Raw genomic sequence first — 16,200 nt, 5'->3', positions numbered from 1 at the left:
GACAATGTCGGCCCTGTTTCCTTGCGCAGCTTCGGCTGTGCGTAGGCTAGCGGGCGGATCATGTCGTCACGTCATCCTTCCTCTGAGGGAGATTCTGGGCGCAGGGGGCTGCGCGAGATGTCCCTGCTGCACATCTTTCGCGATTCAGCCGCAAGGCGTGATTCACGCAACCGCGAACGCCGCTATACTGAGGGCGAACGCGATCTGACGCTTCAAAGCCAAAAACGCCGCGAGGGGGCCAGTGAGGAATCGCTGCGCCGCAATCTGGTGCTGGATCTGACCAGTCTGATGAACACCATCCGACTGGATGTCTGTACCGAGCTGAGCGATACGCCAAGGGTGCGGGAATCAGTGGTCAATCACGGCCTGCCCGATCTCGATACGCTCTGGCGCGAAAGTCGCACGCCAATAGACCTGGGCCATGCCATCCGCGAGGCGCTGATCCGCAACGAACCCCGGCTGCGCGCCGAAACGCTGGAGGTACGGGTGGACGATCTGGCGCCGACCACCGACCAGCGCATCACCTTTGAGATACTGGCCGAGATGAAGTCCGACCCCACCGATATTGCCGTGCAGTTCTTTGCTGAGGTTGATCCGACCGCCGGCAAGATCGCGCTGAAACGCACGCTGGCCGAGGCATGAAAAAGGCTTTCCGCGACGCATATGAGCGCGAGCTGGACATGCTCTACGAGCGCTCGGCGGAATTTGCCGAGGAATATCCCGGCCTGGCCGAGCGGCTGGGCGGTGTACTGCGCGAGAATATCGACCCGACCATTGCCGGTCTGCTGGAAGGCACCGCCTTTCTGGCCGCCAGAGTGCAGCTTAAGCTGGACGAAGAATTCCGCGGCTTTACCACCGAACTGTTGGAGCAGATATTTCCCGATGCGCTGGCGCCGGTTCCCAGCTGTATGATTGTCGAAGCAGGGCCCCTGACCCGGCAGAACGAGGGGGTGCAGGTCTTTGCACGCGGTGAATATCTGGACGCGCGCTTTCGCGACGCAGAAAAGCGCGTGGCTTGCCGGTTCAGCCTTACTGCGCCGCTGCATGTGCTGCCGCTGACTGTTGCTGGCCTGACCTATCATGAGCAGACCACGACGCTGGGCGGGCTGGGGCAGGACCCCGATCCGGCGACCAGCGCCGGGTTGCAGATCGACCTTGCACGCACCGATGGTGAGCAGATCGGCGTCAACGCGCAGGACGCACTGACCTTTCATCTGACCGCAGACCAGTTGCGGGCTATCGCCGCCTATGAGCAGATCCATTGCAACGTGACCCGTGCTTCATTGCGCTGGCTACAGCCGAACGGCGATCCGGCCTTCATCCGCCTGAGACCCGACCAGATCGAGCAGATCGGCTTTGATCGCAGCGAGCAGCTCTTCGACAGGGATCTGCGCCTGTTCGAAGGCTTTGCCATCCTGCGCGATTTCTTTGCCTTTCCGCGCAAGTTCATGGGGTTTCGCCTGACGGGCCTGAAGCCTGCGCTGTCGCGCATCCCAGCGCGCGAGGCGCAACTGATCCTTGAGTTCGACCGTGTCAATGACGATTTGGCGCGGCAGATCCAACAGCACGACATTCGACTGAACTGTGCACCGGCGATCAATCTTTTCGAGGAAGCATCGAACCAGGTGCGGCTGGACGACCGGCGGCACGAATATGTGGTGACCCCGGATTCCAGCCCGATCACGCATTACGAGATTCAGCGTCTGCTGCGTGTGCAGGCGAGCTATGGCACTGCTCATGACCGGGTCGACGTGGTGCCGCTATACGCCTTGCCGCAGAGCGGGGCGCCGCGCGCGACATATTACTATACCGCCCGCCGCAAACCCCGCCGCTTGACCGAGATCGAACGGCGTGCCGGGCTGCGCAACGACTATCGCGGCACCGAGACCTTTATCTCGATTTACGAGCCGCCGGAAGCGGTGGTGGGCCGGCGGGCGCAGCGGCTGCATATCCGCGCTCTTTGTTCCAACCGACATCTGCCGGCGGTGCTGCCGCTGGCAGGTTCGGATGATTTCGTCATGGTTTCGGATCAGGCGCTGTCATTGACCTGCGTAAACGGCCCTACTCCTCCGCGCGAGGCTGTGACTGAGGTCGAGCGTGCCGGCCCGCACCGTATGCGGCAGGGCGACGTTTATTGGCGACTGATTTCCTATTTGTCGTTGAATCATTTCGGGTTGGACGACCGCTTTGGCCGCGATGGCGCCGCCAGCCTGCGTGAGCTGCTGAGCCTGTTTGCCGATGCCTCAGATCATGTGACCGAGGTGCAGCTGGCCGGGCTGACCGGCCTTGCGGTGCGGCCTGTCACCCGCTCATTGCGCCGGCCCGAGGGGATCTTTCCAGCGCGCGGGCTGGAGCTGGTGCTGACCTTCGATGAAGCCGCCTTCGAGGGACGCGGCGTCATTCTGCTGGGGGCGGTGCTGGACCGTTTCCTTGCAGAATACGCCAGTATCAACAGCTTTACCCAGACCGTGATTACCAGCCGGCAGCGCGGCGTCATAAAACGTTTCCCGCCCCGGGCCGGGCTGGGGCCACTGATATGACCCGTCCTGCCGGAGAGGCCGGCTTTCTGGCGCTGTTGCGCCGGCTGGAGCGTGAAGGTGCGGGCCGGCCGCGCATTGGCCGAAGCACCCGGCGGGCGCAGGATATTGTCGATATCGGGCAGGACCCCCGGCTGGCCTTCCCTTCGCAAGAGCTGTCGGCGCTGGACACAGAAGGCACCCGCGCCAGAATCCGTGCACAATTCATGGGCTTTTTTGGCCCGCATGGCGCGCTGCCGCTGAACCTGACCGAAGAGGTGCTGCGCTGGCAGGAAGAAGGCGAAGAAGGCTTTGTCGCCTTTGCCGATATCCTGTCCTCGCGTTTCTACCAGCTGTTCTTTCGTGCATGGTCGGATGCCCATGCCATCAGCCAGCACGACCGTCCGGATCAGGACCGTTTCCAGTTCTACGTCGGCGCGGTGGCTGGTATCGGCACACCCGCTTTCCGCGACCACGACAGTTTCCCCGACATTGCCCGGTTGCCATTGGTGTCGATCTTTGGGGGCCGGGTGCGCAGCGCAGTGAGGCTGCGGCAATTGCTGCACAGCCATTTCGGCTATCCGGTCGATGTGCAGGAACATGTCGTAAGCTGGCTTGAGTTCGAGCCGGACGACCTGCACGGTCTGGGGCAGGGCGGCATGCTGGGCAGCGACAGTTATCTGGGCGCGCGGCGGCAATCGGTGAACGAAAAGATTTGTATCCGGCTGGACCTGCCCGATCCGCAAACCTATCGTGACTTCCTGCCCGGCCAGCCCCGGCACGACCGGCTGGCCGGGCTGGTGTACTGGTATCTCGGCAAGACTCTGGATATCGATCTGGCGCTTGCCCTGCCTGCCGACCGTGTACCACCGGCGCAGCTTGGCCGCGATGCTGCCATTGGCTGGCTGGCCGCCATTCGCCCCGAAGGGTTGCCCCCCGGCTCTGATTATACCGAAGTCGCCCGTTTCGCGCTGGGTCGCGACACGGGCCAGAATTCCGCGAAAGGCCCCCGATGACCGCGATCACAATCGAGAAATTTGCCGGCAAAATGAACCGGCTGGGTTATGAGGCCTTCCTTCAGGCGATGCGGCAGGCGCGTGGTGACGGCAACCGCAATGTCGAACTGTCGCACTGGCTGTTTCATGCCGTATCGCATCAGGATGGCGATATTTCGGTCACCCTGCGCGCGCTGGGGCTGGATCGCGGACGGATGCTCAAGGATCTGGGCCGGGCGATGGACAGCCTGCAAAAGAACGTTACCGAAACCCCCGGCATCTCGGAACGGCTGGCGGATGCGCTGAATCATGCCTGGACCTACGCCACGCTGTTCTTCGGCGAGGCGCAGATCCGTACCGGGCACCTGCTGGTCGCGTTGCTGAATGATGCTGCCCTGCGCCGCGAGGTCGAGCTTTACTCGTCCTTGTTTGCCGACATGTCGGCCGAGCGCATCGGTGCCGAGGCCCGGACGCTGTGGCAGGACTCTGAGGAGGAAAACCTGCGCCCGATGGACGGCGTCGGCACCCCAGCGCGTGAAGGGCAGCAGGGCGCAGCAGCCACCGCGCTGGGGCGGTTCTCGGTCGATATGACCGCGCAGGCGGCCGAGGGTGGCATGGACCCGGTTGTCGGCCGCGATAATGAGATCCGCCAGATCATTGATGTGCTGATGCGTCGGCGTCAGAACAACCCGATTCTGACTGGTGAAGCTGGCGTCGGCAAAACTGCCGTGGTCGAGGGGTTCGCACAAAAGCTTGCCGCGGGAGAGGTGCCGCCAGCCTTGCAGGGCATGCGGCTGCATATGCTGGACATCGGTGCCATGCAGGCCGGTGCCAGCATGAAAGGTGAGTTCGAGCAGCGCTTGCGCTCGGTCATTGACGAGGTGCAAAGCTCGGCCACCCCGATCATCCTGTTCATTGACGAGGCGCATACGCTGGTTGGTGCCGGGGGTGCGGCTGGAACCGGCGATGCCGCGAACCTGCTGAAGCCAGCTTTGGCGCGGGGCACTTTGCGCACCATCGGCGCGACGACCTGGGCCGAATATCGCAATTATTTTGAGAAGGACCCGGCGCTGACCCGGCGCTTTCAGCCAATTTCGGTCGATGAGCCCTCGATCGAGACCGCGTGCTACATGATCCGTGGCCTGCGCGCCCCAATGCAGGCGCATCACAAGGTCCGTATCTCGGACGCCGCGCTTGAGGCGGCGGTGAAGCTTTCGGCGCGCTATCTGCCCGCGCGGCAATTGCCCGACAAGGCAGTGTCGCTTCTGGATACCGCCTGTGCCCGCGTTGCAATCAGCCAATCTACCATTCCCGCCCGGATTGCCGATCTGCGCGCAGAAATTTCTGGTTATGACAGTGAGATCGCCGCCCGCGAATCCGATCGCGATCTGGGTGAGGGCGACGAGGCCCGGCTGGCCGAGACCCGCACACGCGCCGAAGAGGCGCGGGCCCAGCTGGCTGATCTGGAAACTGCCTATGCCGATGAGAAATCGCTTGTCGGGCAGATATTGTCTTTGCGCAAATCGCTTGCCGAACGCGCAGGCGAAGATTTCGACGAAGAGGCGATCCGTGCCGAACTGACCGGCGCCATGGATCAGCTGGGCCAAATTCATGCTGATGAGCGGATGATCTGGCCGCATGTTGACGAACAGGCGGTGGCCAGCGTTATCAGCGACTGGACCGGCATTCCGGCGGGGCGCATGGTTGCTGATGAATTGCAGGCGGTGCTGGGTCTGTCGGACTTGCTACGTGAACGGGTGATCGGGCAGGATCAGGGGCTTTGCATGATTGCGCGCCGGGTCGAGACTGCCCGTGCCGGTCTTGGGAACCCGGAAAAGCCCATCGGGGTTTTCATGCTCTGCGGCCCTTCGGGCGTTGGCAAGACCGAAACGGCGCTGGCGCTGGCCGAGGCGTTATATGGTGGTGAGCAGAATATCATTACCATAAACATGTCCGAATTCCAGGAAGCGCATTCCGTCAGCCTGCTGAAAGGGGCCCCCCCCGGTTATGTCGGCTATGGCGAGGGCGGCCGGTTGACCGAGGCGGTGCGCCGCAAGCCCTATTCGGTCGTACTGCTGGACGAGATGGAAAAGGCCCATCCCGATGTACATGAGCTGTTCTTTCAGGTCTTTGACAAGGGCTGGATGGAGGACGGCAACGGCCGCCCCATCAACTTTCGTAACACGCTGATCCTGATGACCTCGAATGTCGGCACCGGTACGATCATGGCGCTTGCCCCCGAGGGCATCATCACTGATGAGGATACGTTGCAGGCCAGCCTGAAAGAGGAGTTGCTTGGCACCTTCCCCCCGGCGCTGCTGGGCCGGATCGTGACCATTCCCTACCTGCCTCTGTCGGCTGAGGTGCTGGGCGGCATCAGCCGGCTGAAGCTTGGTTCGGTGGCGCGGCGGATGCGTGACAGTCATGGCGCGCGGCTGGGTTGGGATGATGCGGTGATCAATCATATTGTCGCGCAATGCCGTGATCCGGACAGCGGCGGACGGATGATAGACAATATTATTACCAACTCGATCCTGCCCGAACTGTCGCGGCAAGTACTGTCGCGCATGGTTTCGGGGCAGGCGATGTCTGATGTGACGATTCGTATCGAAGGTGGCGGCTTCGCTTATGATTTCGCCTAGTGGTTCATTCACTGCCTCTGGATGATCAAGAAATCTGGCTCTCAGGTAGGTGTCTCGCTGATCCCCTCCTGAGAGCGTTCACTCTCCGGGCGTCTTAAGCCGATTGTCGGCTGCCATGAGGTTGGCGAAGGTGTGAGCGTGGCACCATAGGGAAGGTGCTTCACGGATGCATCTTTGATGTAAACGGTGCAAAGGCCCCGAAACGCCCCTTTGCCGAAATTATTTTGACGAGCGAGTGAGGCGGGCGGCGCGTATCAGGCACGCAGCGAGGCCTGATTCGACAGGAAAAAGCAGCTGCTGGACATGTCCTGTGGCGTCCTTGATCGGATGGCCTTTGCCATCGCCGATGAATGAGGAGGAAGCCCAGAAGACGGACTATCCTCCATAGGTGCGCTGCAAGACCCGCACCCTGAAATGGCGCTCTACGAGACGGGATATCCAGACTCGCTAAACGGGCGCCGCGCATGGTGGAGCAGAAGGCGCGATCGGTAAGGCTGGAGGTTGGCTCTTTTCAGAGACAAGCCTAGACTGTTCGGAAAAGCGGGCGTTTTTCCGGTGTGGAGAGTGACGAGTGGTGATGTTCCACGGTTAACAGCGGGACGGAAACGGACCGTGACCGGCATCCGATCATGGAGGGGATGCCCTGACGATGCGCAGCCATCCAAAACTCGTCAATGGGACCGCGCTCAAGCCGGACAAGTGTGAAGCGACCGCAGGGCCTGAAGAGGCGAGTTCAGTAGCATATTGATAAATAAAGATAAGGTGAGCCAAGAAAAATCCTGGGCTCACCTTATGCTTGCAAAAAGGCTCAAACAGTCCGGCTAATACCAACGGCATTATCCACTGACCTGCGCCCAATCGCGTGAGGTGATTGAAGCGACGCGTTCCGGCATTGCGAGGAGCGTGTTCCAGGCATCGCAGCAGACGTCGACGATGGCCTCGTAGCTGTCGAAGACCCGGTTCGCGAGGGTGTTCTGACGGAGGAACTGCCAGAGGTTCTCGACCGGGTTCAGTTCCGGACTGTAAGGTGGCAGCGGCAGCAGGCTGATGTTGGGCGGGATGATGAGGTCTGTGGAGCTGTGCCAGCCAGCACCATCGAGAACAAGGAGCGCGTGTGCACCGGGCGATACCTGCCCGCTGATTTCGGCCAGGTGGGCGTTCATCGCCTCTGTGTTCGCGTAGGGCATGACAAGCGCCGCACCGATCCTGCGGGCCGGGCAGACCGCCCCGAAGATGTAGGCCCAGGCGTAGCGGCAGTCTTTTGGCGCCCGCGGGCGTGTGCCCTTTCTTGCCCACACGCGTGTCAATGTTCCCTGTTGACCCACCCTGGCCTCGTCCTGGAACCAGATCTCCAAGGGCTTTCCTTGCGCTTCGTCAGGCAAGGCCGCGCGCGCCAGTTCGGCAAAGTTTTTTATATACCGCTTGTGCTTCGCCATCGGCCTGCGGATGGCGCGGCCGGACTGAGAGACGTGCAAAGCTGAGCCGGTGAAGGATCGCGCTCATGGTCCTCTCCGCCACGCGAATGCCAAACCGCTGCTCAACCACGTCGCAGAGGTCAATCCGACGCCAACGCACGACCTTATCCGTCGACGGGTCAGGCCCCGTCTCGACGATCACGGCAAGTTCGCGCATCTGCTCGGCGCTGAGCCGCGGGGGCCGCCCAGGAAGCGGCCGATCGACAAGGCCAGCCAGCCCTTCGGCATTGTAACGGTGAACCCAGTCACGCAGCGTCTGCCGATCCATACCGCAGCTCTGTGCCGCTTCCGTCCGGCTTCGCCCGTCAAGCACATGCGCCAGCGCAAACATCCGGCGCGTCGCTCGCGCGTCCTTCACGCGAGCCGCCTCTCGCCGCAGATCCGATGCTGAAAGGTCCGTGCGTGTGATGCCCACTGCCATCCTGATCCTCCTCCGCCTTGCAAGGGAGTGAATCAGAGGTCGGCCGCAAAGCAAACCACCTTCAGAGTCGATGGTTCATGCCGCTGGTATAAGGCTCATTTTATGCTTGGCCGCACACGAGCCGTCCCGCCTTAGCCGCATTTGGAATGGCCGCATGAAGGGCAGGTCATGCAGCCCTCGATCATACGCATCCCGTATTGGCCGCAAGAGGGGCAGGCCGGGCCGCGCGGGCGTTCGCCCACGGCGACCAGTTCGGCCTTGGGATCGGATTTCAGTGCCATGCCCTCGCCGGCAAGAAAGCCGGTCGAGATCATGTGCCGCTCGATCACCCCACCGATGGCGGCAAGAATCGAGGGGACATAGCGTCCCTCCATCCACGCGCCGCCACGCGGGTCAAAGACCGCCTTCAGCTCTTCGACCACGAAGGACACATCGCCGCCGCGCCGGAATACAGCCGAGATCATCCGTGTCAGCGCCACGGTCCAGGCAAAATGCTCCATGTTCTTCGAGTTGATGAAAACCTCGAAGGGGCGGCGGTGATCGGCCTGAACGATATCGTTGATGGTGATATAGATCGCGTGCTCACTGCCGGGGAATTTCAGCTTGTAGGTCGAGCCCTCAAGCGCCGCCGGGCGTTCCAGTGGCTCGGTCAGATAAACCACATCGGCGCCCTTGTCGGCCTGCGGGGCCTCTTCGGATTTCTCACTTACCGACAGGACCGAGCCGGTCACGTCGTTCGGACGATAGGTGGTGCAGCCTTTGCAGCCCTGATCCCAGGCGGCCAGATAGACATCCTTGAAGTCCTCGAACGAGATATCCTCGGGGCAGTTGATGGTCTTTGAGATCGAGCTGTCGACCCATTCCTGCGCGGCCGCCTGCATGGCGACGTGATCCATGGGCGAAAGCGTCTGGGCATTGACAAAATGGTCGGGCAGCGGCGCGTCGCCATGCAGGTCGCGCCACATCTGCACGGCGTAATCGACGACCTCTTCTTCGGTGCGCGAGCCGTCTTTTTGCAGGACTTTACGGGTATAGGCATAGGCAAAGACCGGCTCGATTCCCGAACTGACGTTGCCCGCGTAAAGGCTGATAGTGCCGGTCGGCGCGATGCTGGTCAGCAGCGCGTTGCGGATGCCGTGCTGGGCCACCGCCTCGCGCACATCCTCATCCATGCGCTGCATAAAACCCGAGGCGAGGTATTTCTCGGCGTCAAACAGCGGGAAGGCACCTTTTTCACGCGCCAGATCGACCGAAGCCAGATAGGCCGAACGGGCAATCGACTTCATCCACGCCCGCGTTTGCGCTACCGCATCATCGGCACCGTAACGCAGGCCAAGCATCAGCAGCGCATCGGCCAGACCGGTGACGCCAAGGCCGATACGGCGCTTGGCCTGCGCCTCGGCTGCTTGCTGCGGCAGCGGGAATTTCGAGGCATCGACGACGTTATCCATCATCCGCATCGCGACGCGGACCAGTTCATCCAGCGCCTCGGGGTTCAGCCGTGCTTCGGGGGTAAAGGGCGCCTCGACCAGACGGGTCAGGTTGATCGAGCCAAGCAGGCAGGCACCATAAGGCGGCAGGGGCTGTTCGCCGCAAGGGTTGGTGGCGGCGATCGTCTCGCAATAGTTCAGGTTATTCTGTTGGTTGATGCGGTCGATAAAGATCACGCCCGGTTCGGCATAATCATAGGTCGCGCGCATGATCCGGTTCCACAGGTCGCGCGCCTGGATGGTGTGATAGACCTTACCGCCGAATTTCAGATCCCACGGGCCGTCGGCCTTGACCGCTTCCATAAAAGCATCGGTGACGAGCACTGACAGGTTGAACATGCGCAGCCGGGCGCTGTCCTGTTTTGCCTGAATGAAGGTTTCGATATCGGGGTGGTCGCAGCGCATCGTTGCCATCATCGCACCGCGGCGCGAGCCGGCAGACATGATCGTGCGGCACATCGCGTCCCAGACATCCATAAAGCTGAGCGGGCCCGAGGCATCCGCGGCCACGCCCTTTACCTCGGCCCCGCGCGGGCGGATGGTGCTGAAGTCATAGCCGATACCGCCGCCCTGCTGCATGGTCAGCGCGGCCTCCTTGAGCATGTCAAAGATACCGGCGAGGCTGTCGGGGATAGTCCCCATGACAAAGCAGTTGAACAGCGTCACTTCGCGGCCGGTGCCCGCGCCGGCAAGGATGCGGCCGGCGGGAAGAAACCGGAAATCCTCAAGCGCGGCGTAAAAGCGGTCTTCCCACTGTGCGGGGTCTTTTTCGACGCGGGCAAGGTCACGGGCAACGCGCCGCCAGCTGTCCTCGATCGACAGGTCAAGCGACTGGCCCGCACCATCCTTGAGCCGATACTTCATATCCCAGATCTGTTCGGCGATAGGGGCTGAGAAACGGCTCATGGCGGAAATCCCTGGCTAGTGATCGAAACGGGCAAGCCGGTCTTATACACGGCCCTGCGCCCGGTTCTAGGAGGAGAAAGATGGAGCCTCTTAATATAGTTTAACTCGACGCTGATTTCCAGATTTAGCGGCAAGCTGCGGTAAGGGCCCAACCTATTGAGATTGCAGGCCGGTCAGCTCATCAATCACGTTCTGCCACAGGCTTGCCGGTTGCGCGCCGGTCACAACGTGGCTGTCGGCGACAATAAAGGTCGGGACCGAGTTGATGCCGCGCTGGCGGGCGTGTATCTCGCGCGTGGCGACCTCGTCGCGATCCTCGGCTGTGGCGAGCAGACGACGGATCATCCGGCCATCCATTCCTGCCTTTTCCCCGATCTCGACCAGCACATCGGGGTTCGAGATATTCCGACCCTCGCGCCAATGTGCCCGCATCAGCCCGGACATGACCGGGGTCTGTGCGCCCTCCAGTCCTGCCCAATGCAACAGGCGGTGCGCGTCGAGGGTATTCGGCACCCGCTCGATCAGCGAGGGGTTGATCCACAGGCCCAGCCGCTCGCTGGCCTCCATCACCGGTTTCATCGCCTGGAGGATGCCCTTTTCGCCGCCGAATTTCATCTTCATGTAGGCGACATAATCCATGCCGGCCTGCGGCATCTGTGGATCAAGGCGAAAGGGATGCCAGCTGATCGCAAAGGGGTGGTCGGGCCGGCTTTCCAGAGCAAGGTCCAGTTCAGCCTTGCCGATCATGCACCACGGGCAGACCGGATCGGCAAAGATATCTAGGCGAATTTGGCCGGGAAGCGGTTCGGTCATGGGTTATCCTTGCGATGGGCGTCCCGCAGGGCGCGGCGGTTGATCTTGCCCGTCGGCGTGCGGGGCAGGGCGGACAGAGGGATGTATTCGCGCGGCTGCTTATAGCGTGCAAGCCGGGTTTCGGCCTGCTGACGCAGCGCCTCGACCGTGGCGGGACCGGTCCAGAAGGCGGCGATTACACTTGTGCCGGGGCCGACTGGCAGCTCGACTGCCGCGACCTCGCCCGCCTCGGACAGGGCGGCAAGCGCGTCCTCAACCTCACCGGGTGAGACACGAAAGCCGCCGGCGTTCATCATGTCATCGGCGCGGCCAAGGGTGCGAATCGCACCTTCGGCGGTGGTTTCAGCCAGATCGCCGGTCAGAAACCAGTCGCCGCAAAAGCGTGCCGCCGTCTCCTGCGGTTGGTCGAGATAGCCCAGAAACAGCCCGGGGTCCGAGCGGTGGACCGCAAGGACGCCGGGCTGGCCGGAGGCAAGCTCGTGCCCCTCGTCATCAAGGATTGCGATCCGCCGGCCGGGCTGAGGAAAGCCCGCCGTGCCATCTGGTGCCGGGCGCGCGGGGCTGCCCGAGATGAAGGTCGAGCATTCCGACATTCCCATCGCCTCATGCAGATCGGTGCCGGTGCGCTCTTGCCAGGCGCGGCGCAGAGCGGGGTCCAGCCTTTCGCCCGCGACAAGACCGTGACGCAGCCCGTTCCACGGTTTCCACTCGGCCCGCAGCAGGCGGCGAAACACGCCGGGTGCGGCGGCGAGGATGGTGGCGCCGTGTCGGCTGGCGATCAGCGGGATCTGTCCGGGCGCTACGTCTTCGGCGGGAATCAGCGCCGTAGCGCCCATGGTCCAAGGGTCCATGAGGCCGGTCCCAAGCGTGAATGTCCAGTTAAAGGCCCCGGCATGCAGCAGCCGGTCCTGCGCCGTCAGCCCATACCAGCCCTGATACATCATTTGCCGGGCAAGGATGGCGCGATGTGCATGGCAGACCGCGCGGGGTTGGCCCGAAGTGCCCGAGGTAAAGACGATATAGGCCAGATCATCAGGCCTGGCCTGCGCGAATCCGGCCGGAGGCAGCGCGGCGAATCCGGTGATTCGTTCGGCCGACAGGACCGGGGCCGGGTGATCGGGCAAGGCAATGCCCTTGTCCGCGACGATCATCGCTGGCTGAATGACGGCGGCGATCTTGCTGATCTCTGCCTCGGTCAGCATAGGAGAGGTCGGAACCGGCACGATACCGGCGGCGATGGCACCAAGATAGGTGACCGGAAAGTTCGGATTGTTCCCCAGCCGCATCAGCAGCCGCTGTCCCGGGCGCAGGCCTGCCTGCAAAAGCCCGGTCGCCGTGCCCAGCACCGCCTGACGCAACCGGGCATGGGACCAACGGTCGGCGCGGCTGAGGCCCAGCACCGACATGGCAAGCCGATCCGGAGACGCGGTTCCAGCTTGCAGCACATGTTCGGCCAGATTCATTCCGTTACCCCGTCTGGTTCGTCTTTCGGGGATAAAGCCTTGCGCTGCGGGGGGAAAGAGGGCGGGGGCAGTTGCCTGTCAGGCAAGCCGCAGACATGAAAACGGCCGGCGCCTTGCAGGCCCGGCCGGTTCCGGCATGTCGCGTTGTCGTCGAATCAGAGCAGCTTCAGATCCGAGGCAGAGCTGCGGCCGTCACGGCCCGATTGCAGCTCATAGCTGATCTTTTGGTTGTCGTTCAGTCCGGTCAGCCCGGCGCGTTCGACCGCCGAGATATGGACGAACACGTCCTTGCCGCCATCATCGGGCGCGATGAAGCCATAGCCTTTGGTGGCGTTGAACCATTTTACGGTGCCGGTAGCCATTTTACCGTCTCTCCTTCAAGTCATCCCGGGGCGAAATTGCACCCGAGCCGTGCAGTGCAGCCCTTTCCCGTCAAGTCCGGCTGCCCCGTGAAGGGAGGCGGTAGAAAGTCGTGCTCACGCAGCGCAGAGGATGAACGATTCGCGAAAAAACGCAAGAACGAATGCGTCGCGCGAGATGATGCAGGATCATCTCGCGCGATTATTTTGGCAGATTGCCGCCAAACCGGGGGGGTGCGCTCAGCGCAGATCCGGCGGGGTGGCCTCGTCGCGCAGCATGGCGATGGCTGCATCCAGCGTGTGGTTTTCGCTGCCCTGCCGGTCGAGTCGCCGGATCGAGACGCTGCGTTCCTCGACCTCTTTCAGACCCACAGCCATGATGACCGGCACTTTGCCGACCGAATGTTCGCGGACCTTGTAGTTGATCTTTTCATTGCGGGTGTCGGCTTCGGCCCGCAGCCCGGCGGCGCGCAGCGCCGCCACGACTTCGTGCACATAGTCGTCGGCAGCCGAGACGATAGATGCGACCACCACCTGGCGCGGCGCGAGCCACAGCGGCATCTTGCCCGAGTAGTTCTCGATCAGAATGCCGATGAAACGCTCGAAGCTGCCCAGCACGGCGCGGTGCAGCATGTAGGGCCGGTGCTTGGCGCCGTCCTCGCCGACATATTCCGCGCTGAGCCGCTCGGGCAGGTTGGGATCGACCTGGAAGGTGCCGCACTGCCATTCGCGGCCGATGGCGTCGGTCAGCTTGAAGTCCAGTTTCGGCCCGTAGAAGGCGCCGTCGCCGGGGTTGATCTCATAGGGCAGGCCCAGCTTTTCGATGGCGCCTTTCAGCGCGCCCTCGACCTTGTCCCATTGCGCGTCCGTGCCGATCCGCACCTCGGGCCGGGTCGAGAGCTTGATGTCGAAGCCGTCGAAGCCGAGGTCCTGATAGACCGAGGACAAGAGCGCGATGAAGCCGGCGCATTCGTCTTCGATCTGGTCCTCGGTGCAGAAGATATGCGCGTCGTCCTGGACAAAGCCGCGCACCCGCATCAGCCCGTGCATCGAACCCGAGGATTCGTAACGATGGCACGAGCCGAATTCGGCCAGCCGCAGCGGCAGGTCGCGGTAGGATTTAAGGCCCTGATTATAGACCTGTACATGGCAGGGGCAGTTCATCGGTTTCAGCGCGTTGATGCGCTTTTCCCTGGCCCCTTCCTCGTCCACCTCGACGATGAACATGTTCTCGCGATAGGCTTCCCAGTGGCCGGATTTTTCCCACAGGATACGGTCCACGACCTGGGGCGTCTTGATTTCTTTATAGCCGGCGCGGATCAGGCGGCGGCGCATATACGATTCAAGTTCGCGATAGATTGTCCAGCCGTTCGGATGCCAGAAGACCATGCCCGGCGCTTCTTCCTGAAAATGGAAAAGCTCCATCTCGCGGCCAAGCTTGCGATGGTCGCGCCTGGCAGCCTCTTCCAGCATGGTCAGGTGGGCCTTGAGGTCGTCGCGGTTGCGGAAGGCCACACCGTAGATGCGTTGCAGCATCGGGCGCGAGGAATCGCCCAGCCAATAGGCACCGGCGACATGGGTCAATTTAAAGGCATCAGCCGGAACCTGGCCGGTGCTTTGCAGGTGGGGGCCGCGGCAGAGGTCCTGCCAGTTGCCGTGCCAATACATGCGGATCGGCTCGCCTTCCGGGATGCGGTTCACAAGCTCGACCTTGAAGGACTCACCCTGCGCCTCGTAGTGGGCAAGGGCGCGGGCACGGTCCCAGACCTCGGTGCGCACAGGCTCGCGGGCGGCGATGATCTGTTTCATCCGAGCCTCGATCGCGCCCAGATCCTCGGGCGTGAAGGGTTCGGCCCGGTCGAAATCGTAGAACCAGCCCTGATCGCGGACGGGACCGATCGTCACCTTGACGTCGGGCCACAGCTCTTGCACGGCGCGGGCCATGATATGGGCGAGGTCATGGCGGATCAGTTCGAGTGCCGGCTCGCTGTCCTTCATGGTGTTGATGCTGATCTGGCCGCTTTTCTGGATTGGCCATTGCAGGTCGATGTGCTGGCCGTCGAGAAAGGCAGAAATCGCATTCCGGGCGAGGCTCGGGGCGATGGATGCGGCAACCTCGGCGGCGGTGATGCCGGCGGGATAGTCGCGCGAATTGCCATCGGGGAAGGTAAGGGAGATCTGGGACATAGGTCCTCCTCGTCGGTTTGGCGCCCACGGAACGCCCGGTTGCGGGTATGTCGGGCGGGTGTGGCGCGATTGCCGCGCGTTGTCAATGCGGATAGCGTGGCAGGGGGCTTTGCGCCCCCGTCGCGTTCCGCGACTCCCCCGCAGGATATTTGGACACGAAAGAATGACGCAGTATCTCGAAGGGCCGCAGGGGCGGCGCATTGCCTATAACCGGGTCGGGGGGCAGGGGCCTGGTGTGGTATTTCTGGGCGGGTTCCGATCCGACATGCAGGGGTCGAAAGCCCTGTGGCTGGAGGATTGGGCGCGCGGGCGCGGGCGGGCTTTTCTACGCTTTGACTATTCGGGGCACGGCGAGTCCTCGGGCGCTTTTGACGAAGGCGCGATCGGCGACTGGTTTCAGGATGCGCTGGCGGTGATCCGGGGGCTGACAGAGGGGCCGCAGGTGCTGGTCGGGTCCTCAATGGGTGGCTGGATCAGCCTGCTTGTGGCGCGCACCATGCCTGAGCGGCTGGCCGGGCTGGTCACTGTGGCGGCGGCGCCGGATTTCACCGAGCGCGGCTTCTGGGCCGGTTTTTCCAAGGCAGAGCGGGCGGCATTGGCTGAGTCGGGGCGGGTCGAGTTGCCGAGTGATTATGCCGACGAGCCCTATGTCATCACCCGGCGACTGATCGAGGACGGGCGCGATCATCTGGTTCTGGACAAGCCGCTGCCACTGCCCTTTCCCGTGCGTTTCCTGCAGGGTACGGCTGATGCAGATGTGCCGATGTCCTGGGCGCTGGATTTGCTGGATCATGCCTCGGGCGAGGATATGCGTCTGACGCTGGTCAAGGGTGCCGATCACCGCTTTTCCACCCCGGACTGTCTGGAACTGATCGGCGCAGCGATCAACGAGGTCTTGGCGTGCGCGGAATAAGCGAGAGGCGGCGTTATCGC

At 62.7% G+C, this 16,200-nt stretch carries 11 protein-coding genes; 5 read left to right on the top strand and 6 right to left on the bottom strand.

Annotated features, from left to right (window positions below):
• The first annotated feature begins 117 nt into the window (after nucleotides 1-117).
• Genes F8A10_RS14940 through tssH form a run of 4 tightly spaced genes read left to right on the top strand, consistent with a single transcriptional unit; the run spans nucleotide 118 to nucleotide 6,153 of the window.
• Nucleotides 118-642: a GPW/gp25 family protein gene (locus F8A10_RS14940; RefSeq protein WP_193668311.1), complete on the top strand. Its 525-nt coding sequence runs from the start codon at nucleotides 118-120 to the stop codon at nucleotides 640-642.
• A complete protein-coding gene (gene tssF / locus F8A10_RS14935) occupies nucleotides 639-2,540 on the top strand; it encodes a type VI secretion system baseplate subunit TssF (protein ID WP_152367735.1) in 1,902 nt (633 codons plus the stop codon). The genes F8A10_RS14940 and tssF overlap by 4 nt, the downstream gene beginning before the upstream one ends.
• Complete coding sequence (gene tssG / locus F8A10_RS14930; protein WP_152367734.1) at nucleotides 2,537-3,532, top strand: type VI secretion system baseplate subunit TssG; 996 nt, start codon at nucleotides 2,537-2,539, stop codon at nucleotides 3,530-3,532. The genes tssF and tssG overlap by 4 nt, the downstream gene beginning before the upstream one ends.
• Nucleotides 3,529-6,153 (top strand): type VI secretion system ATPase TssH, encoded by a 2,625-nt coding sequence (tssH, locus tag F8A10_RS14925; protein ID WP_152367733.1) that lies wholly within the window; start codon nucleotides 3,529-3,531, stop codon nucleotides 6,151-6,153. Before tssG ends, tssH begins: the two co-directional genes overlap by 4 nt.
• Before the next feature lie 836 nt (nucleotides 6,154-6,989).
• Here tssH and F8A10_RS14920 read toward each other — a convergent pair.
• The 6 genes from F8A10_RS14920 to thrS all read right to left on the bottom strand — a co-directional run bounded on the left by F8A10_RS14920 (nucleotide 6,990) and on the right by thrS (nucleotide 15,267).
• A protein-coding gene (locus F8A10_RS14920) for an IS630 family transposase (RefSeq protein WP_152367732.1) occupies nucleotides 6,990-8,049 on the bottom strand; the annotation gives its coding sequence in 2 pieces (ribosomal slippage) (nucleotides 6,990-7,578 and nucleotides 7,577-8,049; 1,062 coding nt in all).
• Between the two features lie 131 nt (nucleotides 8,050-8,180).
• A complete protein-coding gene (locus F8A10_RS14915; protein ID WP_152367731.1) occupies nucleotides 8,181-10,445 on the bottom strand; it encodes an adenosylcobalamin-dependent ribonucleoside-diphosphate reductase in 2,265 nt (754 codons plus the stop codon).
• Nucleotides 10,446-10,598: 153 nt separating this feature from the next.
• Nucleotides 10,599-11,258, bottom strand: coding sequence for a DsbA family oxidoreductase (locus F8A10_RS14910; RefSeq protein WP_085503087.1), 660 nt, complete (start codon nucleotides 11,256-11,258; stop codon nucleotides 10,599-10,601).
• The gene (locus F8A10_RS14905; RefSeq protein ID WP_152367730.1) at nucleotides 11,255-12,721 is read right to left on the bottom strand and encodes a class I adenylate-forming enzyme family protein; all 1,467 of its coding nucleotides are present in this window, start codon (nucleotides 12,719-12,721) and stop codon (nucleotides 11,255-11,257) included. Before F8A10_RS14905 ends, F8A10_RS14910 begins: the two co-directional genes overlap by 4 nt.
• Nucleotides 12,722-12,876: 155 nt before the next feature.
• Nucleotides 12,877-13,083, bottom strand: a complete 207-nt coding sequence (locus tag F8A10_RS14900; RefSeq protein WP_010399969.1) for a cold-shock protein — start codon at nucleotides 13,081-13,083, stop codon at nucleotides 12,877-12,879.
• A gap of 237 nt (nucleotides 13,084-13,320) precedes the next feature.
• Complete coding sequence (gene thrS / locus F8A10_RS14895) at nucleotides 13,321-15,267, bottom strand: threonine--tRNA ligase (protein WP_085503092.1); 1,947 nt, start codon at nucleotides 15,265-15,267, stop codon at nucleotides 13,321-13,323.
• Between the two features lie 163 nt (nucleotides 15,268-15,430).
• Between thrS and F8A10_RS14890 the strand changes: the two genes are divergently transcribed.
• Nucleotides 15,431-16,180 carry an alpha/beta fold hydrolase gene (locus tag F8A10_RS14890; RefSeq protein ID WP_152367729.1) on the top strand — a complete coding sequence of 250 codons (750 nt, stop codon included), beginning with the start codon at nucleotides 15,431-15,433 and terminating at the stop codon, nucleotides 16,178-16,180.
• Nucleotides 16,181-16,200 lie beyond the last annotated feature (20 nt).

It is taken from the genome of Paracoccus kondratievae (assembly GCF_009301415.1).
Lineage (GTDB): Bacteria > Pseudomonadota > Alphaproteobacteria > Rhodobacterales > Rhodobacteraceae > Paracoccus > Paracoccus kondratievae.
The sequence above is the reverse complement of the archived record's forward strand: the minus strand, read 5'-3'. Positions and strand labels throughout refer to the sequence as shown.

Bases quoted from the DNA above. Each gene is read 5' to 3' on its own strand.
- tssG (WP_152367734.1), top strand. From the start codon at position 2,537: ATGACCCGTCCTGCCGGAGAGGCCGGCTTTCTGGCGCTGTTGCGCCGG.
- thrS (WP_085503092.1), bottom strand. From the start codon at position 15,267: ATGTCCCAGATCTCCCTTACCTTCCCCGATGGCAATTCGCGCGACTAT.
- F8A10_RS14905 (WP_152367730.1), bottom strand. From the start codon at position 12,721: ATGAATCTGGCCGAACATGTGCTGCAAGCTGGAACCGCGTCTCCGGAT.
- F8A10_RS14915 (WP_152367731.1), bottom strand. From the start codon at position 10,445: ATGAGCCGTTTCTCAGCCCCTATCGCCGAACAGATCTGGGATATGAAG.
- tssH (WP_152367733.1), top strand. From the start codon at position 3,529: ATGACCGCGATCACAATCGAGAAATTTGCCGGCAAAATGAACCGGCTG.
- F8A10_RS14940 (WP_193668311.1), top strand. From the start codon at position 118: ATGTCCCTGCTGCACATCTTTCGCGATTCAGCCGCAAGGCGTGATTCA.
- F8A10_RS14900 (WP_010399969.1), bottom strand. From the start codon at position 13,083: ATGGCTACCGGCACCGTAAAATGGTTCAACGCCACCAAAGGCTATGGC.
- F8A10_RS14910 (WP_085503087.1), bottom strand. From the start codon at position 11,258: ATGACCGAACCGCTTCCCGGCCAAATTCGCCTAGATATCTTTGCCGAT.
- tssF (WP_152367735.1), top strand. From the start codon at position 639: ATGAAAAAGGCTTTCCGCGACGCATATGAGCGCGAGCTGGACATGCTC.
- F8A10_RS14890 (WP_152367729.1), top strand. From the start codon at position 15,431: ATGACGCAGTATCTCGAAGGGCCGCAGGGGCGGCGCATTGCCTATAAC.